The organism is Candidatus Ornithobacterium hominis (genome assembly GCF_951229915.1).
Taxonomy (GTDB): Bacteria; Bacteroidota; Bacteroidia; order Flavobacteriales; family Weeksellaceae; genus Ornithobacterium; species Ornithobacterium hominis.
In genome coordinates this window covers 557,309-579,036 of sequence record NZ_OX579588.1, presented here as the reverse complement: position 1 = coordinate 579,036, position 21,728 = coordinate 557,309, and the positions used below count along the sequence as shown (strand labels likewise).

The 21,728-nt window shown below is 35.9% G+C and carries 15 protein-coding genes; 9 read left to right on the top strand and 6 right to left on the bottom strand.

All coding sequences use genetic code 11. The annotated features are described in order from the left end of the window. Window positions 1-30: 30 nt before the first annotated feature. A complete protein-coding gene (locus QOX03_RS02605) occupies window positions 31-1,860 on the bottom strand; it encodes an ABC transporter ATP-binding protein (RefSeq protein WP_283671386.1) in 1,830 nt (609 codons plus the stop codon). Window positions 1,861-1,959: 99 nt separating this feature from the next. Between QOX03_RS02605 and QOX03_RS02600 the strand changes: the two genes are divergently transcribed. The 3 genes from QOX03_RS02600 to QOX03_RS02590 all read left to right on the top strand — a co-directional run bounded on the left by QOX03_RS02600 (window position 1,960) and on the right by QOX03_RS02590 (window position 3,620). Then, a complete protein-coding gene (locus QOX03_RS02600; RefSeq protein ID WP_283671385.1) occupies window positions 1,960-2,493 on the top strand; it encodes an adenine phosphoribosyltransferase in 534 nt (177 codons plus the stop codon). 75 nt (window positions 2,494-2,568) lie between these two features. Then, complete coding sequence (gene tsaB / locus QOX03_RS02595) at window positions 2,569-3,240, top strand: tRNA (adenosine(37)-N6)-threonylcarbamoyltransferase complex dimerization subunit type 1 TsaB (RefSeq protein ID WP_283671384.1); 672 nt, start codon at window positions 2,569-2,571, stop codon at window positions 3,238-3,240. Next, the gene (locus QOX03_RS02590) at window positions 3,237-3,620 is read left to right on the top strand and encodes a DUF423 domain-containing protein (RefSeq protein WP_283671383.1); all 384 of its coding nucleotides are present in this window, start codon (window positions 3,237-3,239) and stop codon (window positions 3,618-3,620) included. Before tsaB ends, QOX03_RS02590 begins: the two co-directional genes overlap by 4 nt. A 2-nt stretch (window positions 3,621-3,622) precedes the next feature. Here QOX03_RS02590 and QOX03_RS02585 read toward each other — a convergent pair whose 3' ends face one another. Both QOX03_RS02585 and argH read right to left on the bottom strand, forming a co-directional pair. Further along, the gene (locus QOX03_RS02585; RefSeq protein WP_283671382.1) at window positions 3,623-4,303 is read right to left on the bottom strand and encodes a ZIP family metal transporter; all 681 of its coding nucleotides are present in this window, start codon (window positions 4,301-4,303) and stop codon (window positions 3,623-3,625) included. 7 nt (window positions 4,304-4,310) lie between these two features. After that, entirely contained in the window at window positions 4,311-5,597 is a 1,287-nt protein-coding gene (gene argH / locus QOX03_RS02580; RefSeq protein ID WP_283671381.1) for an argininosuccinate lyase, read from the bottom strand. 116 nt (window positions 5,598-5,713) lie between these two features. Between argH and QOX03_RS02575 the strand changes: the two genes are divergently transcribed. The 6 genes from QOX03_RS02575 to QOX03_RS02550 all read left to right on the top strand — a co-directional run bounded on the left by QOX03_RS02575 (window position 5,714) and on the right by QOX03_RS02550 (window position 15,346). After that, window positions 5,714-6,538, top strand: coding sequence for a helix-turn-helix domain-containing protein (locus QOX03_RS02575; RefSeq protein ID WP_283671380.1), 825 nt, complete (start codon window positions 5,714-5,716; stop codon window positions 6,536-6,538). Between the two features lie 64 nt (window positions 6,539-6,602). Further along, entirely contained in the window at window positions 6,603-7,205 is a 603-nt protein-coding gene (locus tag QOX03_RS02570) for a DUF417 family protein (RefSeq protein WP_119057905.1), read from the top strand. Between the two features lie 136 nt (window positions 7,206-7,341). After that, window positions 7,342-7,938, top strand: coding sequence for a nitroreductase family protein (locus QOX03_RS02565; RefSeq protein WP_283671379.1), 597 nt, complete (start codon window positions 7,342-7,344; stop codon window positions 7,936-7,938). Window positions 7,939-8,132: 194 nt separating this feature from the next. Beyond that, window positions 8,133-10,640, top strand: a complete 2,508-nt coding sequence (locus QOX03_RS02560) for a zinc-dependent metalloprotease (protein ID WP_283671378.1) — start codon at window positions 8,133-8,135, stop codon at window positions 10,638-10,640. Window positions 10,641-10,650: 10 nt separating this feature from the next. Beyond that, complete coding sequence (locus tag QOX03_RS02555) at window positions 10,651-13,992, top strand: SusC/RagA family TonB-linked outer membrane protein (RefSeq protein ID WP_283671377.1); 3,342 nt, start codon at window positions 10,651-10,653, stop codon at window positions 13,990-13,992. A gap of 25 nt (window positions 13,993-14,017) precedes the next feature. Further along, complete coding sequence (locus tag QOX03_RS02550; RefSeq protein WP_283671376.1) at window positions 14,018-15,346, top strand: RagB/SusD family nutrient uptake outer membrane protein; 1,329 nt, start codon at window positions 14,018-14,020, stop codon at window positions 15,344-15,346. Window positions 15,347-15,464: 118 nt separating this feature from the next. Here QOX03_RS02550 and QOX03_RS02545 read toward each other — a convergent pair whose 3' ends face one another. From QOX03_RS02545 to QOX03_RS02535, 3 genes are all read right to left on the bottom strand, one after another. After that, window positions 15,465-16,814, bottom strand: coding sequence for an alpha-L-fucosidase (locus QOX03_RS02545; RefSeq protein WP_283671375.1), 1,350 nt, complete (start codon window positions 16,812-16,814; stop codon window positions 15,465-15,467). A 76-nt stretch (window positions 16,815-16,890) separates the two neighbouring features. Continuing rightward, window positions 16,891-18,387, bottom strand: coding sequence for a RagB/SusD family nutrient uptake outer membrane protein (locus tag QOX03_RS02540; RefSeq protein WP_283671374.1), 1,497 nt, complete (start codon window positions 18,385-18,387; stop codon window positions 16,891-16,893). 10 nt (window positions 18,388-18,397) lie between these two features. After that, window positions 18,398-21,664, bottom strand: a complete 3,267-nt coding sequence (locus QOX03_RS02535; RefSeq protein WP_283671373.1) for a SusC/RagA family TonB-linked outer membrane protein — start codon at window positions 21,662-21,664, stop codon at window positions 18,398-18,400. Between the last annotated feature and the right edge of the window lie 64 nt (window positions 21,665-21,728).

Below are 21,728 nucleotides of genomic sequence, written 5' to 3'. Positions count from 1 at the left end.
TTTGATTCACGTTGAACCTTTCAAAAAAGATTAACTAAAATTTTGCATCGCAATCAATTGAGCATAAACACCGTTTTTCTCCATCAATTCTTGATGTCTCCCAATTTCTATGATTTCACCGTCTTTCATCACAACAATTTTATCCGCTTTTTGAATCGTACTTAGGCGGTGCGCTATGATTAAACTCGTTCGATTCTGCATCATATGTTCTAACGCTTCTTGCACCAAGCGTTCTGATTGCGTATCGAGTGCTGAAGTTGCCTCATCTAGAATCATGATTGCAGGGTTTTTGAGTATGGCTCTTGCTATGGAAATACGCTGCTTTTGCCCGCCCGAGAGTTTACCGCCGCCTTCGCCTATATTTGTGGTAAATCCTTCTGGGAATTGCTGAATGAAATCATACGCATTAGCTATTTTTGCTGCATTTTCCACCTCTTCTAAACTCGCTTCTTCTTTACCAATGTGAATGTTGGCAAAAATTGAATCGTTGAACAAGACAGATTCTTGCGTGACCATACCTAAATGTGAACGAAAATCAACACTATTGATTTCAGAAATATCTTTCCCGTCTATCAAAATTTGCCCACAAGTAGGCAAGTAAAATTTAGAAAGCAAATTAGCTATCGTCGTTTTTCCGCTCCCTGACTGCCCTACCAAAGCCACCGTTTCCCCTTTGCGAACGCTTAGGCTAAAATCTTTGACGACCCATTGCTGGTCATTGTACCGAAACCAAACGTTTTTAAACTCAATTCGGTCTTCAAAATTTTCAAAAGGAATGAATTTTTTATTACTTTCATCTTCCAAGGCTAAATCTAAAATTTCTAATACCCGTTCTGCACTCGCCGTTCCTCTCGAAATGTCTGAAACGGTTTTAGACAAACTCTTCGCTGGGTCTAGCATTTGGAAAAACAAGCCAACAAAAGTCAAGAAAACTTCTCCCGACATGCTCTCCTCTTGTATGATTAATTTCCCCCCGTACCATACGAGCATAATCATCGTCATCGAGCCAAGAAACTCTGATGTAGGCGAAGAAAGCTCTGACTTTCTCTCTACACGATTAGTGAATTTTCGCCAATAGGAATTCGTCTCTTCAAAATTCTTCTCTAAGCGAGATTGTGCATTAAAAATTTTAATAATTTTTGAGGCGTTTAAAGTTTCTTCAACTTTAGAGATTAAAATACCTAATCTCCCTTGAGCCTTCCGAGCATCTTTTTTGAGGCTTTTAGAAATAGTACTTATCACAAATCCCATGATGGGTAGCAACGCCAAAGTCACCAATGTAAGCTCTAAATTCATATAAAAAAGCATACTGAGTGTGGCTATAATCATGAATGGAGAGCGTATAATTTCAATCAAAGGCATAAGCATAAAACGCTGAATGTTATCTACATCGCTAGATACTCGACTCATAAAATCGCCCTTCCGCTGCTCGGTAAAGAATGAAACTGGAAGGTTTAAAATTTTATGGTACAAATCTCTCCGTATATCAAAACTAATTGCTGAGCGCAAACCAACCATGAAATATTGTGCCAAATAACGAAATAAATTCCGTAAGAAAAAAAGAGTTATGGTTACCACACAAAGCACAGCTAGTACGTGTAAAGCGCCATGCTCTGCAATGTTTTGAACGATGTAATCATTTAATTTCTGCTGTGCATTCTCAAATGTCCAAGCTTGGGGCGTCTCTGGCATGGCGTTGGTCACTTGCGCCCCAGTATTCTTAAACAAAATTTGTAAAATCGGGAAAAGTGAAGTCACAGAAACAATGGCTAGTAAGGAGTATAGCACGTTAAAGAAAATCGTGAAAAACAAATAAATTTTATAAGGCTTAATAAATTTTAAAATTCGACGAAACGCCATTCGATGTAATTTTAATAGTTGATGGAACAAAGGTAAACAATTTGTAATTCTTTGGATTATGGCACGATGTTCATTATATTTGGCAAAGTTACTTTTTATATGGGGGTATTAGAAGAAAAAATTAAAAATCACATTCGTGTAATTGAGGATTTTCCACAGCCTGGAGTTTCGTTCAAAGATTTCAGTGGAATTTTCCAAAACTCGGAGCTTTCTAACGAAGTTATTCAAAGCTTAGCAAGCCATGCAAAGGGAAAAGTTGATCTCGTATGCGGTATAGAAAGCAGAGGTTTTTTATTCGGATTTCCATTGGCACTAGCCTTAGATGTTCCTTTCGTTATGATGCGAAAAAAGGGGAAACTGCCTCCGCCTACCGTTTCTGAAACCTACCAATTGGAGTACGGCGAAGCGACTTTAGAAATCATTGAAAATCAGATTCAGCTTGGGCAGCGAGTTTTAATTCATGACGATGTCTTGGCCACTGGCGGAACTGCAAGGGCGGCGTCTAACCTCATTGAGAAAGTGGGAGCAAAACCCGTGCAATACAGTTTCCTTATTCAATTAAATTTTTTACAAGGCTTAAAAAATTTAAAATCTGATGTGGAAGTCATTAGTTTACTCGAATTTCAATCTTAAAATGTATTCCAAACCCGTGCATTTATTACTTGAATTCACCAATTTTACGCAGGCAAAAAATTTATCTTTCATAATATGTCTTATTTATTAGCCCTTGAAACTGCAAGCAAAAATTGCTCCATCGCTATTTTTGAAAACAAAGACTGCATCAGCCTCGTTGAGCAATCCAGCGAAGCCTATATTCATGCCGAGATGCTCAACTGCTTTGTTAAATGGGCATTAGAAACGGTTGATTTACAGTTTTTTGACTTGAGTGGTGTTATCGTTTCCGCTGGGCCGGGCTCTTACACTGGGTTACGCATTGGCGTTTCAAGTGCCAAAGCTTTTTGTTTTTCTTTAGACATTCCATTGGTGAGTGTAGATACACTCAGTGCCTTAGCGCTGCAAGCTGAAGGTGAATCTGAAATTATTATTCCTACGATTGATGCAAGGCGGGATGAAATCTATTGTGCTGTCTTCAATCATCAATTTCAAAAAATTAAACCGACCCAAGCCTTAGTTTTAAATGAAGATTTTTTTAAGCCTTATAAAAATCAAAAAATCATTTTGCTGGGTGACGGAGCTGAAAAAACAGCAGAATTTTTAAAGCCTTTAGAAATTGAAGCTCAAGTTCAGCCTGTTTTACCTTCAGCAAAGACTTTAGGTGTTTTAGGATATAATGAATTTAAGAATGGAATTTTTGAGGATTTAGCTTATTTTGAACCTCAATATTTAAAAAATTTCATCAATAACATGAATGAAAAATGAAAAATTTAGTTTTAATTATAGCTGGAATTTATGGTACACTTTCCGTAATTTTAGGTGCATTTGGTGCTCATGCCTTCAAAAAAATAATTTCTGCCGAGAAGCTACTGAGCTTTGAAGTCGGCGTTCGCTACCTGATGTTTGCTGCCATCGTTTTGTTAATTTTAGGATTCTGCTTAGATTTTCAAGATTTTTGGGCAAAAAATGCTGCTAGAGGATTGATTATCGGTAGTTTTTTATTTTCATTCAGTATTTTTCTGTTATCATTTTCAGAAAAAGTCAATATCCCAAACAAAATTTTAGGCCCAATCACTCCACTGGGCGGGTTGCTAATGATTTTAGGTTGGCTGGCTTTAATCATTCATTTTATCAAACAGCGATAAAATCAATGCTGCAACAATTCGACTGATGCGTAAGCTAAGGCAATCCCAGCTAGTAGGGATATAAATTTATAAAGTTTCATTTTGTGGTGATCTGCACTTTCAAAAATTATAACTGACGAAATATGCAAAAATATGCCTGCCGTCATCCCCAAGGAGACTTGTAATATGCCCTGAGGCAAATACTGCCCCAGTAAATGACCTGCGGGGGCAGCAAAAGCAAAGATTGATAGATACAAGATTCTCTTCTGAATTTTTAAAGGCTTTAAAAATGTGTATAAAATCGCTGCAACAGGGACTTTATGTACTAGTATTCCCGCTATAAAGCCTTTCCCAATGGACTCTTGCGCTGGGATTCCTTCTATAAAGGCATGAATAAATAAGCCTATAAATACAGTTACAGGAAAATGATTCTTGTCCTCTGAATGGAAATGCCCGTGCTCTGCTCCTTTACTTAAGCCTTCCAAGAGTATCTGTAAAAGCACACCAAAAATTACAAATAAGCCTAAATGATGTGCATTGTGCCCGTGCTCAAAATAATGTGGGAAAATTTCTAAAATCACAATTCCCAATAAATAAGCACCGCTGAAGGTCAGAAAAGCTTTTTTCCAAGTATTGTTTTTGGTCAAAACCTCTCCCAGCAAAGCTCCTAGTAAAACAGAAGCTAGTAATAGAAAGAAAATCATTCAGTAATTAATTCAATTTTAAAGCTTCCAATTTAGCATGAATTCGATCTAAGCCTAAATCATGAATGCTCCCAACGTGTTGCGTTTTAAAACTTTTTAGCGGCTCGTAGCTGCCATCTTCTACAGAGAGGCCTACGTCTCTATACGCATCTCTGAAGGGCACACCTTCTTGAATTTTTTTGTTGATATTCTCTACGGTATAAATACTATCATATTTCGCTTGATTCATGTAATCTTGTTTGATTTCTAGCTGTGGCAATGCAAAAATCAGAATATCGAGAATATTCTGAAATTGTAACATCGGCTCTATCAAAATTTCCTTTAAAATTTGAAAATCACGATGATAACCACTTGGCAAGTTATTGATACAAAGCATTACGTCATTCGGCAGTGCCTGAATTCGGTTGCAGTGCGCACGCGTCAATTCAAAGACATCGGGATTTTTCTTGTGTGGCATGATGCTCGAACCCGTTGTCATTTCATTAGGTAATTTCACAAAACCCATATCTTGGCTATTGTACATCACCAAATCATAACTCAGTTTAGAAAGCGTTCCACCCAGCATCGCCATTGCCATCGCTACTGCTTTCTCGGTTTTACCTCTGAGCATTTGAGCTCCCACAGAAGATACCGCCATCGAATTGAAGCCTAACTCTTGCGTTGTTTGGTCTCTATCTATATCAAAACTTGTCCCAAAGCCAGCTCCAGAACCCAGCGGATTTTGATCTGCTACCGTGTAGGCTGCTTGCAAGAAGGCAGCATCAGAAATTAGATTCTCTGCATAGGCAGAAAACCACAGCCCAAAACTACTTGGCATCGCTGCCTGAAAATGGGTATAGCCTGGCAACAAATCATCTTTGTGCTCCTTTGCTTTTTCTAGTAGAATAGAAGAAAGTTCTTTAATTTTTGCCATTACTTGCTCCAAATAATCTTTGTGAAACAACTGTATTGCAACCAAAACTTGGTCATTTCTTGAGCGAGCTGTATGAATTTTTTTACCCGCATCTCCACAAGTTTTGATAAGTTCTGCTTCAATTTTGGAATGCATATCTTCAAAGCCTTCATCGATGAAAAACTCACCCTTGATCTCTTTTTCCAATAATTGATCTAAAGCCTTTTGCAAACTCTGATTTTCTTCTTCACTCAGCAAGCCTTTCTTTGTTAACATATTTGCCTGAGCCTTTGATGCCAGCATATCATATTTAGCCAAATAGCCATCTAGCTCACGGTCTTTGCCCACGGTGAAGTTTTCGATTTGTTGATTGACACTAAACCCTTTATCCCAAAGTTTCATAATTAATTATTTTTAGCAGTTATACAAAAATACACTTTCTATAATTAGGTATAAAATTTTTTAAGCCTAAAAAAATAAGTTACTTTTATCATTCTCAAAATACTGAATCTTATCTGATGATAAAAATTGAAGAAAACATCAACCTTAGCAAGCATAAAAAGTGGCATGAACCCTATTATTTAATTTTTTTGACAAATGCTAAAGCCAGCGTCTCTATTAACTTCTCTAGCTTTGATATTCCTGCCAATTCTTTATTATTTTTATCGCCCTACCAGCTTCTTTCTTGGGAAAACTGGGAAAATCAACCTGTTTTTTGCCTAAAGTTTCATGGTGATTTTTACTGCATCGAATATCATAAAAAAGAGGTTGCTTGCAATGGTTTGCTGTTCAATAATATTTATTTTCAAGCTTTTGTACCGATGGAAAATCAGTTTTTTTCAGAAATTCAAAATATCTTCAAAAAAATGAAAAATTATGTCGATGCTCAAGATGAATTTAGTCTTTCGATCCTACGCACTTATCTGCAACTGATTCTAGCCATTGCCAGCAAAGAGAAGAGCGAATTGGTGAAAAAAATAGAACCCAAAATAAAAGAAAATCAAGAACTTAAAGATTTCCAAAAATTACTCGAAAAAGAATTCATAGAAAACAGAAGTGTCTCATTCTATGCAGAGAAATTTGGGCTAAACGCCTCTTCGTTCAGTAAAAAAATTAAGAATTTATATGGAATTTCACCTTCAGTTTTAATTCGGGAACGTGTGGTTTTGGAGGCTAAAAAAATGTTGCATTTAACTCAAAATCCTATCAAAAAAATTGCACTTGATTTATCCTTCAGTGATGAGTTTTATTTCAGCCGATATTTCAAAAAAGAGGTTGGCGTTTCACCACAACAATTTAGAGATAAGGTCGGAATCTCTATCGTGGCAAAAAAATCCATGTAAATCACAAATTTATCCATTTCACAAAGTCACTTAATTTCTTAATTTTGAAAAAATTTTTAAAATCATGAAAAATATTTACACTGCCATTGCGGCATTACAACCTCAGTTTATCAATTTCATCCGCGTAGCTATTTTTATCGTGATGGCTTGGATTGGCGGGCTAAAGGCTTTTCAGTACGAAGCTGATGGCATTGTTCCGTTTGTGACTAACAGTCCTTTTATGTCTTTTTTCTATAACAATACGGGCAAAACAGCGGTAAATGAGCAGGGCGAAGAAGTCGCGCAATATAAATTGCACCGAAATCCAGAAGGGAAAATGGTGCAAAAAAACATTGAATGGCACAAAGAAAATGGAACTTATATTTTCTCTTACGGCTTGGGCACTGTAATTTGCATCATCGGTCTACTAACATTTTTGGGGATTTGGTCTGCTGAAATTGGCTTTTGGGGCGGGATTCTAACCTTTGGGATGTCCATCGTCACGCTCTCGTTTCTTATCACAACGCCAGAGGTTTATGTACCCAATTTGGGCGGTGATATGCCCACACCAAGGCACGGTTTCCCCTACCTTTCTGGCGCAGGACGCTTGGTTTTAAAAGATGTCATCATGATGGCTGGGGGGTTAACGGTAGCGGCTGATGCTGCACAAAGAATTTTGAAAAGATAGAAATTCAATAATTAAGTTTTTATAAAAATTTTTAAAGCCTTTAGAAATTTAATTTTTTAAAGGCTTTTATTTTTTCATATAAAATTTAGGCATACAGATTGCTGAATTATGATAAACTTAAAAAAATAAAATTCAGATGATCAAAGAAGCTATGCAACAAAGGTATGCAGTGAAACAATATTCTGACCAGAAACTTCCTGAAGGAAAAATACAAATGCTCAAAGATATTTTGCGTTTGAGTCCATCTTCAGTCAATAGCCAACCTTGGCAATTTGTATTTGTAGAAAATCAGGAAGAAAAAGAAAAATTTGCTGCTGCATCAATGAGTAGCAATGAATCAAAAATTAAAAATGCGAGCTGTCTCATTATTTTTCGGTCAAAAACCGTAGATTTTTTTGAGCAAGATATGAAAAATTACTTGCCAGAAGCTGCTATAAATTATTACAAAAATTCTCTAAAGCCTTTAGAAAAACACGAAATTCAATCATGGATTGACCAGCAAGTTTACATCGCTTTAGGCGTTTTACTAACGAGTTGTGCTGCCGAAAATATTGATGCTACACCTATGGAAGGTATTGACAATGAGGCTTATGATAAATTATTAAACGATACCAACTACCACACTTTGGCTGCGGCTACCATAGGTATTGCTGATCCTGAGGATTATAACCGCTTAAGCGAGACCCCAAAGCAGCGGGATAAAGTGGAAAAGGTTATAAAATCAATTAAGTAAGGGCGTTTAATTAAAAAAACCATAATGAAATTCAAATAAAAGCTTAAGTCTTATAAAAAATTAACACAAAGTTTTTATTATTCCTATTAAGGCTCAAAAGTTTTTTTTGAGTCTTTTTATTTTTTTTAAGCCTTGAAAAATTTTCACAACTATTTATAAATCATTAACTTTGTACATTTTTATAAAACGAGATTATGAGGAATACATTAATGTTTTGCTTAATTTTTATTTCTACACTGAATTTTGCACAAGAAAAAGCGACCGAATATTCTGTCGAGACTCCAATAGATAGCTTAAATGATTATGACAGAATTTTAAAAGACGCCACCGTGATTCACGGACTTTTTACGGTAATTAATAATGAGGATGATTATTATTTTCAGATTTCAGATTCATTGCTAGGGAAAGACATGCTGATTGTAAACAAAATTAGCTCTGTCGGCAGTGAATTAAATGATGCTGGCATCAATCGTGGAATGAATTTTCAAAATATTTTACTTCGATTTTATAAAGATCGTAACGGTAAAAATATTTTGGTCAAAACTTTTGACCCTAAAATTGATGTAAGCGATGAAGATAATATTTCTCAGTCGGTGAGTGCTAATTACAACGAGAGTATTTTTGAGAAATTTAAAATTGAAGCTATTCCCCCTGATTCTACATCAATTGTCATCAAAGTTAATAAGGTTTTTGATGGGTCAAACACAACTTTTAATGATTTGTTAAACAGCCTAGGCTTGGGCGGCTTGGTAAACCCAGATTTATCTTTTATTAAAGAAATTAAAGCCTTTGAAAAAAATGTGGTGGTGAAATCAACTTATTCTGCCCAAATTATGGAAGAAAACAAAACGGCTAATTTAACGATTGGTGTGACTAGCAATATCGTTCTATTGCCTGCTCAACCCATGAATTCTCGTTTTGCCGATGAGCGAATCGGGTATTTTAATACGCCAAAATGGTATTACAACGATTTACAGCAAGAGGTTGATAAAAGAAAAGTAATTACTCGCTGGAGGTTGGAACCCAAAGAGGAAGATATAGAAAAATATTTAGCTGGGAATTTAGTTGAACCTAAAAAACCGATTATTTTTTATATTGACCCTTCTACGCCCAATCAATGGGTACCTTATATTCTTCAGGGAATTTTAGATTGGAATGTGGCTTTTGAGGCTGCAGGTTTCAAAAATGCGATTGAAGCAAAGCTACTGTCAGAGGATGAGACTGATGATTTTGACATAGATGATGTTCGCTACTCGGTATTGAGCTATGCTGCTTCTGACAAAGCCAATGCGATGGGCCCCTCTGTCGTAGACCCTCGCTCGGGTGAAATTTTGGAATCTGATGTAATTTGGTGGCATAATGTGATGACTGTCATCAAAAATTGGATGCGAGTACAGACTGGCATCATCGACCCAGAGGTGAGAAGCAATACTTTTTCTGAAAACAGAATGGGGAATGCCATTCGTTTTGTCTCTTCACACGAAATTGGGCATACACTAGGGCTGATGCATAATATGGGCTCGTCTTACGCATTTGATGTAGAAGATTTACGTTCAAAAACCTTTACCAATCAAATGGGCGGAACGGCTCCTTCCATCATGGACTATGCCCGATTTAATTACGTAGCCCAAGAAGGCGATGGGGTGACTCAAACTACTCCAGAAATCGGTGTTTATGATAAATTTGCCATTGCCTGGGGATACCGCTGGTTACCTACAAATTCTCCTTTTGAAGATAAAAAATCAACCAATGAGTGGCTACTTAAAGTAGCTGGTAATCCTTTGTATTTTTACGGTGCACAGCAATCTCAGCTTAACATTATTGACCCAAGAGCTCAAAGTGAAGATTTAGGAAATGATGCTATGAAAGCAAGCTCTTATGGTTTAATTAATCTAAAGAAGACTATTCCACAGATTTTAGCTTGGACGCAGGAACCTGAAAATGACTATTCTAAGGCTGGAGAGCTCTATGCTGATGTCATTAATCAATGGAATATGTACAACTTCCATGTTTTAAATAATGTGGGTGGAATTTACATTACGCCGAGCGTCTATGATGACGGAAACACGACTTTTACCCCTGTGCCCAAAGAGAAACAAGAGCGTGCTGTACAATATATCATCGATCATGTAGTTAATATTCCAGATTGGCTGATTAATGAAAAACTTTTAAGCTATGTGAAGCCTGTGACGTCTTCACCCATGGGAGGAATTCAACAGTCGATATATTCTTTCTTCAGAGAAAAACAATATGGTGTGTTATATTATTTATTTGAAGATAAAAGATTATTGAGATTACTAGAAAGTGAATTTATGGGGAATTCTAATTATAAAGTGGAAGATTTATTCAATCAAATGCGTTCGGCCGTTTTCCCTTCTAAAAGGAAATTATCTATTCAAGAAAGAATGGTACAAAAAAATTATGTTGACGCTCTAATTGTGGATAATAATAATTTATTTGAAAAAACAGCTGGAAAATCCATTGGTGAAGATTGGTGTGTACATCAACATGTGCATAGTAATAAGCAAATCCAATTGAATTTTGAATCAATGATGCGAGTCTCTGAAGTGACTTCTTATAAGAGAGGTGAATTGATGAATGTCTATAATCTTATAAAAAATCTAAACGGAAGAGATCAGGCTACAAAAAGCCATTTTCTTGATTTGAAGATTAGAATCGAGGAAGCTTTACATTTAAATTGAATAAATATTAATGAAGAAATTATCTTTACCGCTTTTTGCCATTGCTGCAGTATCAGCTTTTGCACAAGAGCGAACCATAACGGGGCAAGTTATGGATGAAAACGGATTCCCTATCGCTGGGGCGTCCGTTTTTATTCATTCCTCAGTCATAAGTGAAGAAGTAGCTGAGCCGACTATTCACAATAATGCTGTGGGAACCATTACAGATCTGGATGGAAATTATCAACTGAATATACCTAAAAATGTAAGTCAAATTAGTATTAGCTATGATGGATTTGAGACTGAAACCATCAACATTAGTCCTCAAAAAAATAATTATAACGTAACCTTGACAAGTTATTTTGCAAAAGGGCAATTAAATTTAAAAGATTTAGTCGTAACTGGCTATCAAAAAATAGAGCCTAATAAAGTTACTTCTGCCGTAGCGACGGTTCAAATGGAAAGCATTCAACAGAAAGGAGTTGCTGCGGTAGACCAAATGCTAGAAGGGCAGATAGCGGGCGTTAATCTACAAAATTCAACTGGAAGAGCTGGAGAATTAGGTAACATCCAGATTCGTGGAATTTCAACTCTACGCGGCGTTTCAGATCCGCTGTGGGTAGTTGATGATATTCCCTTAGAGGGGAGTAACACCCCAGACTTGAGCGATAAAAATAATTTAGATGATTTGCGCAGCTATTCCATCGCTGGAATCAACCCAGAAGATATTGAAAAAATCACTGTTCTGAAAGATGCTTCTGCCACCTCTATCTATGGTGCTAGGGCAGCTAACGGGGTTATCGTGGTAACAACAAAAAAAGGTAAAAAAGGTAAACTGAATATTAATTTATCTTCCAACACCTTTGTCAACTTCAGACCTGATGCTGAAAGAATTAATCTGATGAATAGTCAGCAAAAAGTTGATTTTGAGTTAGAATTAGCGAAAAGAAAAGATTTAAATTATCGTTCTAATAATGGTAGCATTGCCCGCCTTTTACAAAAAGAAGGATTTTTAGAGGCTTACCAAAATGGTGAAGCACTCCCCTCTTCCATTGTTTCGCAACTAGATGTTTTGCGTTCAAACAATCTCAACTGGTGGAAAGAGCTATACCAAACATCCATTAACCATCAACATACGGCTTCGGCTTCGGGCGGAGGAGATTTGCATAATTTCTACATCTCTTTAGCATATTATGATGAGCAAGGTGCGTTAAAAGGCACAGACTATGACCGACTCAATATTACATTGAAGAATAGCTTGAAATTAAACGAAAAACTTAGTATCGGTATCAATTTATTTGGCGCATCCATCAGCCAGAGCAGTTATTTGACCGATCAAGGTTCTTTTACGAATCCTAATAATTACCTGAGGAACGTAAACCCATATCAGTTAATTTATGATGACAATGGAAATTACGCCTATGATGAAAACATCAATTACATTGCCAAAAATAATGCAGACTTCGTCAAATTCAACATTATAGAAGAAAGACAAAATACTAGAAATCAGCTAAATTCTTTACAATTAAAAGGAAACTTTGATTTTAATTATGAAATTTTTAAAGGCTTAAATTATCGTTCTTTATTTGGCATTCAGCTCGAGAGAAACGGTAATGAAAAGTGGGCATCAGAAGACTCTTATTTTAGCCGTATCTACCGTGCTGGGACTCGATATTTTGCCAACGGAAAACAAAATTACTGGTTGCCTAGCGGTGGCATTTTACAAAATTTTGACACAAATAATTTTCATTATCTATGGAGAAATAATCTGGAGTGGCAAAAATCCCTAGGTGCTCACGATGTGAATTTATTGGCTGGCATGGAAATTAGAAAAGAAAACACAACTTTCACCAACACAAAAGCTTTTGGCTACAATGATAAAACAAACCAGCCAACGCCTATCGTCTTCAGAAATCAAACCGACGCCACCAATAGTTTATACGAAGCTTACAAAAAAATAGAATTAGAAAATGCCTATGCATCTTTCTTTGGCACAGCCTCTTACACTTATGACAGAAGATACACCGTTTTTGGTAGCTTGAGGTATGATGGGTCCAACTTATTTGGAGTTGACCCTAAGTACCGCTACTTGCCTATCTGGTCTGTTTCAGGAGCTTGGAATATTCACAACGAGCGATTTATGGAGTATTTGAAAAGCATCTCTACACTAAAATTAAGAGCTTCCTACGGTTTCCAAGGAAATATTGACAAAACAACTTCTCCCATCGTCATTGCACAACATCAGCGGGCAGCAGTTCTACCAGGCGCGTCAGAAGATGTTTTGCGCGTAACATCTCCACCCAATGCCAAACTGAGATGGGAAAAAACAGAAAACATTGGTGCTGGTGCTGAATTAGGCTTGTTTCATAATCGAATTAATCTAATTATAGATTACTACGAGCGAAACAGCACCGATTTAATTACCCCTAGCCGGCTACCACTGGAAACTGGTTTTGCACAAACGATGGTCAATTTTGGTGCAATCAAAAATCAAGGCTGGGAATTTACATTAAACACAACCAATATAGATACTAAAAACTTCCATTGGAGTACTTCTTTTAACATCAGTAAAAACAAAAATATAGTAAAAAAAGTAGAATTTAATACCAAAAATCTAAACTTCCCTTCAGGCGAAGCTTATCCTGTCGATGCTATTTGGCTGATTCGAGATGCAGGCCTAGACGGCAATGGAGCACCTCAATTTTACAATGAAAATGGAGAAATTGTAAGCGCTGTAGATTTCTATCAATTGTCAGACCCTTGGGCGGCATTCTATCCTAGTTTCATGGTAGAGTCAGGGCTAAGCGTAGACCAGCGAAGAGCACAGTACCAGTACGGCGGCTCCAGAAGCCCCAAGTGGTTTGGGGGATTAGCAAACCATTTCCGCTACAAAAATTGGGATTTAAACATCAATTCCAGCTTTGTTCTTGGCCGAAAAGCTTTAGCCAATCCTGCTTATAACTTCACCGCTGTAGACCCTGGCGTTAACTACACAAGGGATATTCTAAATACTTGGAAACCAAATAACAAAACAACAAAAAATCCACGAATCATCGGGCAAAAAACAATTCCTGACGGATTAGTCTACAATTGGTTCAATAGTGGAGATGATTTCAATACATATTTAGCCTTCCAAAGTCGAGTAAAGGAACTCAATTATTTTAGAATCAACAGCATTCGTTTAGGTTACAGTATCCCGTCTGAATATTTAAAGAATATGGGTATTCGTAATTTCAAACTTTCTGTAGAGGGTCGAAATTTATTTGTATTCAGCAATGGTTATAGTGGCTACTTCGACCCAGAAACTTACGGGAACATCTATGCCTCTCCTATTCAAAAATCAATAACTTTTGGGCTTAGCTTAAATTTCTAAAGCCTTAAAAAATTTTTATAAAAAAATGAATTATAAAAAATTTATAACATACATCAGTATTTTTCTCATTGCTTTTGGATTTTTTTCTTGCGATGATTATTTAGACATTCAACCAAAAGACCGTGTGATACCCACTACGCTAAAAGACTACCAGCAATTACTGATATCGGCTTATAGTGCTTTTCCTGTGACAAAGTCTAAAACGGAACTAAGAACAGATTTGGTCAACTTCAATGACAGTGATGCTTCGGCTGAAAGCTACCGACACTTTTACCTATGGGAAGATACAAATTATGATGCTACGGCAACAGAATTTGACTATGATTTATTATATCGTGTAATTTTTTACACCAATGAAGTCATCAGCAATGCCAACGAAAAGCTAGAAGAAAGTGTAGCTAAAAAGCAACTTTTGGCAGAAGCTCACGCCTTGCGTGCTTATACTTATTTTGAATTAGTTAATTTATTTTCAGACGTTTACCAAGAAGGTAAAACACAACGAGGCGTTCCTTTGGTTTTAAGGATGGATTTAGAAGCTCAATTTTCGCCCGCCAGTTTACAAGAAGTCTACGCACAGATTCATAAAGATTTAGATTTAGCCGAGAAGTTAGTGCAAATCAAAATATTTACAGAGAATCAAAGCTATCACTTCTCACAAGTTGCCATCAATGCTCTAAAATCTAGAGTATATTTGTTCCAAGCAAAGTGGGCTGAAGCTTTAAAATACGCCCAAAAAGTTTTAGATGAAAAAAGCGATTTATTGGATTTAAATCATAATAATGAAGGGCTTTTACCTCATCAGCTCAATAGCGTAGAACAGATTTTAACTTTAGACTATGCGGTTCACAATCGGGTGAGCGAAGTTGCTGCGGCTAATGATTTTTTGATAAAAAAATATGACGATGAGGATTTAAGAAAAAATTTATTTTACAAAGAAGAAAACAATAAATTCCAAGCAATAAAAGGCACCAAAGAGAATTTAAGAAGTTCATTTAGAACGGGAGAAATCTATCTTGTAAAAGCAGAACTGCAAGTAAGAACGGGTGATTTAGACGGAGCTAAGCAAACTTTAAACAGTTTTGTCAATACAAGAAAAACAGCTGAAGGAGCAAAAAATTATGCCAAAAAAATCAATGCTATACAAAGTCAAGAAGCTTTGTTAAAAGAAATTTTTGAAGAACGAATTCGGGAATTAGCTTTTGAAGGTTATCGCTGGTTTGATTTAAGAAGGTATGAGCAAAAAGAAATCACACACGAAACTAGAGGGCAAAAAGCTACGCTCGGGGCAAATGACCCGCGCTACACTATTGAATTTCCAGTTTCTGCCAAGCGCGAAAATCCTTTTTTGAGATAATTTTTTCAAGCTTTAAAAAAATCGCTCTCTGATATTTTACCAAAAGAGCGGTTTTCTTTTTTCGCTAAATTTTCTAAGGCTTAAAAATTTTCCAAAAGTATAAATTTTCAGATAGACTTTAATTCATTTCCACCGCATTCCCGTGGCCACGATAGAGGTGAAGTTCATCTTCTAAACTGATTTTTATAATCGTAACGTATTCATCTAAATTCTGTTTTTGAGGAACTTCTATTCTCAAAATTCCTGGGATGTTATTCCATGCTGCACCTCCGTTTCTCTCAAAATTTAATTGTTGCCCGCTCCCTATGACTTCTATCTCCTTCACTTTCGTTTGTAATCCTTTTAGTAAGACATAGTGTTTTGGCTCATCAAAGAGGCAGAGGTAAATAGATTTTTTATCTTTACTAACCATCGTTGGCCCAAAAAAATGCCCATAAGGTAAGCCTTCTTGGGTGCCAAACACAGCTTCGTGATGTCTTCGTATCCAGTCGCCCAATGCGTTTAGGCGTTGCATTTGTGGTTCGGCAATCGTGCCGTCTGCTTTTGGGCCGATATTTAGCAATAAATTTCCACCTTTGGAAATCACTTCTACAAAAGTACGAATGATTTGTGCAATGGGTTTGTAGTTTTCATCTGACGGGAAATAGCCCCAATTATCATTCATCGTCATACAGAATTCCCAAGGGCCTTTTGGTCTTACAACTGGGATTCCTTGTTCTGGTGTTGCGTAGTCTCCATAGGACTGTAGTCGAGAATTGATGATAACGTTTGGATTCCAACTCAACAGCGAATCTTTGGTGCCGGCAGCTCGCCACTCTTCTGCTGAGCGTTCCCAATCTCCGTCAAACCACCATAAATCGGGATTAATCTCGCTGCTCAATTCTCGTAACTGACCTCGATAATATTTCACAAATCGTTGCCATGAGTCTAATTGATTTTGATTCTTTTGTGGGTAGAATTTCTTTAAATCTGGGCGGGGAAACGGAACTTTATAGTCGGGGTGTGCCCAGTCAGTTAAAGAATAATACAATCCTACTTTTAAACCTTGATTTCTCAAAGCTTGTGCAAAAGGAGCTACCAAATCTCTTTTTGCTGGGGAATAATCTACTGCGTTCAATCGACTTAATTTCGTGCCCCAAAGGGCAAACCCATCGTGATGACGTGTCGTCAATACAGCATAGCGCGCACCTGTTTTTTTAAAAATTTCCGCCCAATCTTTTGGGTTATAGTTTTGAGCGGTGAAGCCTTGGTACTGTTTCAAATACTCATCGTAGCTAATCTTTTGATGCCACAAGCCCCATGATTCCTGTATGCCATCTACAGCATACAAACCCCAATGGATGAAAATGCCCAATTTAGCTTCTTTGAACCATTCGAGTCTTTCTTCTTTACTCAAATTTTCTTGACTTTGAGAAAAAGACATTTGATTTATTGTGAAAATTAAAAGGAGTGTAAGTATTTTATTCATTTTCAGAAATTTTTTAAGGCTTAAAAAAAATCCAAGAAAATTCTTGGATTTTAGATCGTTAAATTTAATATTTTATTTATTCATAACCTTGAGTTTGAGCCATGAATTGGTCATTATTCATCATATCTCTGGTTATTGGTAAATATACTTTATATAGATTTCCTTGGAATTCTGGTTTATTTTTAATGAGTTCATTATCTCCTGCTCTTACGAGATCCCAAAATCTTTTGCCTTCTCCTACAAATTCCAAAAGTCGTTCTTTTAAAATCGCTGCTTTATTTAAATCATAAGATGCATTTAAATATTTGAAGTTTTCAAATTTATCGCCGTAAGCTCGTTGCCTTATAAGATTGATTTCTGCAGAGGGGTCCATATGCAGTTCATTTTTTGCTTCGGCTATCATCAATACCACGTCTGCGTACCTATAAACTGGAATGTTTGAAACGCCTAATACTTCGCTACCGATTTCTTCTCCAGGAAATTTAATCAGTAGAGAACCTTTGTAGGATTCGTCGTCAAAAGAGTTGTAACCTTTGTCGTTTTTAAAGAGAAATTTAAATGTTGATTTTTTTCTTAAATCTCCATTGTCTTCAGCTTCAATGAAGGTATTAACTGCCTTTTCTGTAGCTCCGAAACGATTTAACCCTCCAGAGACAAAGGACTTCATGGAGTTACCGAAGCGATCAAAAGAGGATCTAATTTCACTATTATGCCCAGAGAAAAAACTGGGGTAAGAGTGCGTAGCTTGATTTATCTGATAATCAAAGGCAAAAATGAATTCATTATTTTCCTCGTTGGCAGAGGTCCACAAATTTTCAAAATTATTTTCTAAAGTTACGTTTTTAATTTGTTCTAATGAATTAAGTGCTGTTTGAAATTCTTGTTTTCCTTTGTTTAAAACACTTCCTGACCATAAGAAGACATCTCCTTTTAGTGCTAAAGTTGCGTTTTTAGACCAATATACTTTTTTATTATTCCAATAAGTGTAGTCATCTCCAAAATATTCTAAAGATTTTTCTAAATCATTTTTTATCAAATTCAAGACCTCTTCTTTGCTTGATCTTTTAATTCCACGAAGTTTTAATTCATGGGGTTTAAAATTGGGAGGAAGTGGCTCTGTAACGATTGGAACATCTCCCCAGGTTTTTAATAAAGTAAAGTAGGTATATGCTCTTATGCCATATACTTCGCCATAAAGATGGTTTAATTTATTCTTTGGGTAATCAATTTTAGACGCATTAGCTATAAAATCATTTAAATTATGTATTAATCTATATAAATTGCCCCAATTGCCATAGGGTGCTGTATCTACATTGTAATTTATTTTAATAAAATCTTCACTAAAAGGGGATTCCATAGTTCTTCCTCCCCAAATGTCTGCTCTGAGCTCTCCCAGTGAATATAGCGTAAAGGCATAGTTTCTAAATCTTCCGTAAATACCTGAATGATTTGCTTCTAAGGCTTCTTCCGACTCCCAATATCCACTATAAATTAATGAACTTTTTGGTTCTAAGTCAATGTCGCAAGAATTTAATAGAAATAAGGATACTATAGATAAAATTATTTTTTTCATAATTCATTTATTAAAAAGTTAAACTTAAACCAACTGTATAGGCTCGTGGTAATGGAAATCTTCCGTAATCTAATCCTCCGTTTTCGGGGGAATTTCCGCTATATTTTGTGAAATAATGCAAATTTGAACCAGTTAAAAATAGTCTTAAACCTCCTATGGCGTTATTTATTTTAGAAACGTCTAAATCGTAGCTAAGTGTTATTTCTCTGATGGCTAAGTAATCTCCTTTTTCCCAGTAAATACTATTAGAGTCATAGTAGTTTTCACCATTGCCTCCCTTATGATTTCCTTGTGGGTCAGTAAATACAAAACGTGGAATATTAGAATCACTATTAGATGGAGTCCAAGAATTTACAATTTCTTGCGGCCCGTTTTGAGCTCCCTGTATTTGAGAAATTCCTCTTACTCTATTAAGATTTGTTACCAAATGCCCCATGGCAAAGTCTGTTTTCACAAATAAATTGAGGTTTTTGTAGTTTAAATTTGAGCTTAGTCCTCCACTAAATGTTGGCGTTGTTCGACCTAATATTTTTCTATCTCGATAATCTATTATATTATCTCCGTTCAAATCCAAATATTTTGTATCTCCTAAAAACCTAGTGTTAGGGTTTCTAGCAAATTTTACAACCCTTCCTGCATGAGCATCAATATCTGCTTGAGTTTTGTATACTCCGTCAAAAACATATGCTGTAACTACGTCTAGGCCTACTCTCTTTCCTTCTTGTAAACCAGCTACATATTCCACTTTACCTGTCAAAGGATTATATATTTGCACGCCTCCCTGTCTATTTCTATCTAGTCCATTTTCTGGTAATTTCTTAGCATAATTACGGACTTGATAATAGGTTCCACTAAGGTTCCATTTGAAATCTTTATTGCGTATTAAATCTGCACTTAGTTCAATTTCTAAACCTCTGTTTTGGAGTATACCATTATTTACTTTAATGCTGTTAAATCCTGTCCAGACAGGTAAATCTAAATCAGACAACTTATCCTGTACATCTCTTATAAAATAGTCTGCAATCAGAGATATTCGATTATTCATCAAACCTAAATCTAAACCAAAGTTTAGGGTTGCTGATTTTTCCCATTTTAGCCCATAATTAGGTAGGCTGGTATTCAAAAAACCACTTTTCGAATTATAAATACCACTATTTGTATAAGCTCCAAATACGCTAAAGTTTCCTAAAACTTCAATATTACCATTGACTCCATAACTTAATCTTGGCTTAATTGTATTGATAACATTATTTAGTAAAGATTCTTTAAAAAATGTTTCATTCTGTAAATTCCAACCTAAAGAAATTCCAGGAAAAAACTCATATTTATTTCCAGGTGCTAAACGTGAAGTTCCATCATGTCTAAAGGTTAGCCCTAACAAATAACGATTATCAAAATCATAATTTAATTGACCAAATTTTGAATTAATGGCATATTCTGTCGTAGAAGTGCTAGGCACGCCATCTGCTTCTGATGCAACATTCATTGTATAAATCAAGTCTATAGGTGAGTTTTTAGTTGCAGCTTTCATTTCCCAACTATTATCTCTAAAATATTCTAACCCCAGTAGTAGGTTTAAGTTATGCTTACCAAATTTATTCTGGTAACTGAGCACAGAAGTAATCTGATTTCTAAAATTCTGCCCATGAGATGCCGATGCATTTCTTGCATCTATAAATCTACCGCCATTTAAATAAGCTTTATTGAAGCGCTCATTTCTATTGTTTACTGTAAAATGTCCGCCTCTTAGCATCAGGTTAAAATGAGGTAGAAACTGGTAATCGAACTGAAGATTTGCAGTCAGCCTCTGTTCTAAATTTTTTCTAATAAATTTATCTCCATAATACAGTGGGTTTCCAAAATCATAAGAAATACCTGGCTGCAAATCACTACTCAAACTTCCATCAGGATTATTGTTATATATTCTAGCTGTGGGCGGTTGACCTGCTGCTCTTTGAAAAACAAAGTAATCATTACCTAAATAGTTGGGAGTATTATTTGAATGTCCGTACAAAATACTTGATGAGACTTTAAATTTATCTGACAATTTGTAGCTTCCATTGAAGTTAGCAGAAATTCTCTTAAATTTTGAACCAAACACCAGTCCTTTTTCATCTAAATGGCCAAGGCTTAAGTAATAGGTTCCTCTTTCATTTCCTCCAGAAAATGAAATGTTATAATCTTGCCCATAACTTGGCTGATAAAACAACTCGCTCATTTTATTTTCCTGAAAGATTAATTTCTGACTAGGATTCAAAGGATCTTGTATTGTTTGCCAGCCATCAAAATTCAATAGATATTTATTCTTATCCGTTAGTACCATAGTTGTAAATCGGGAGTCGTACGGATTATTCCCCGTACCTGCTGGGTACTCACCTTCTATGTAAGATGTAAAACCATTCGGGTCTATTTGGTCTCGGTATGCACTAATCGCCATTCTATTAAATTTAATGAAATCAGCCGCATTCATATATTTCATTTTACTTTCAGCTCTTTTATTGATAGTATACCTTGATTTTACAGAAATACTTGATTTACCAGCTTTTCCCTTTTTCGTCGTTACTAAAATTACACCATTTGCTGCACGTGCCCCATAAATCGCACTAGCAGCAGCATCCTTTAATACTTCTATTGACTCAATATCATCAGCATTTAGAGCATAAAACGAACCAGGCACATTATCAATCAATATCAAGGGACTGCCTCCTCCGTTGAAATCAGTTCCTCCCCTCAAAGTTATGGAAGGAGTAGAACCTGGTTGCCCTGTATTTTGAGTTACCTTTAAGCCTGCAATTGCTCCTTGCAAAGCAGTAGCGGCGTTACCTCTTGGTGCATTTTCTAAAACTTTTGTGTCTAATTTAGATACTGATGTGGCTAACGTGTTTCTTCTTTGATTTGAATAGCCTGTAGCCACAACTTCATTCAAATTAATTGAACCTGAATTAATTAAACTCTCTTTTACAGTTTCATTTGGACCAAAAACATTTATTAAATCATTCTGAAACGAATATTTAATTCCATAATTGTTAGCCAACAAATCAAACAAATCTTTTAAACTTCTATCTTTTACGTTTAGTTGTTCAACACGAATTTCACTAATTTCTTCAGGATTATAAAGAATTATTAATGCAAATTCATCTTGTAAATCATCCAAAAATTGACTTAAACTCTTTGTATGATTCACCCTTACAGATACAGGCATTTCTTCTACCTGAGCAAAGACCATTGTGTTAAAAAAAACAACAAACAGAAAGCTTTTAAATAAAATATTCCTCATTAACATTAAAATTTTACACTAAATTAAAACAATTTAACGAAAACACAAAACTCATATTTTTTTT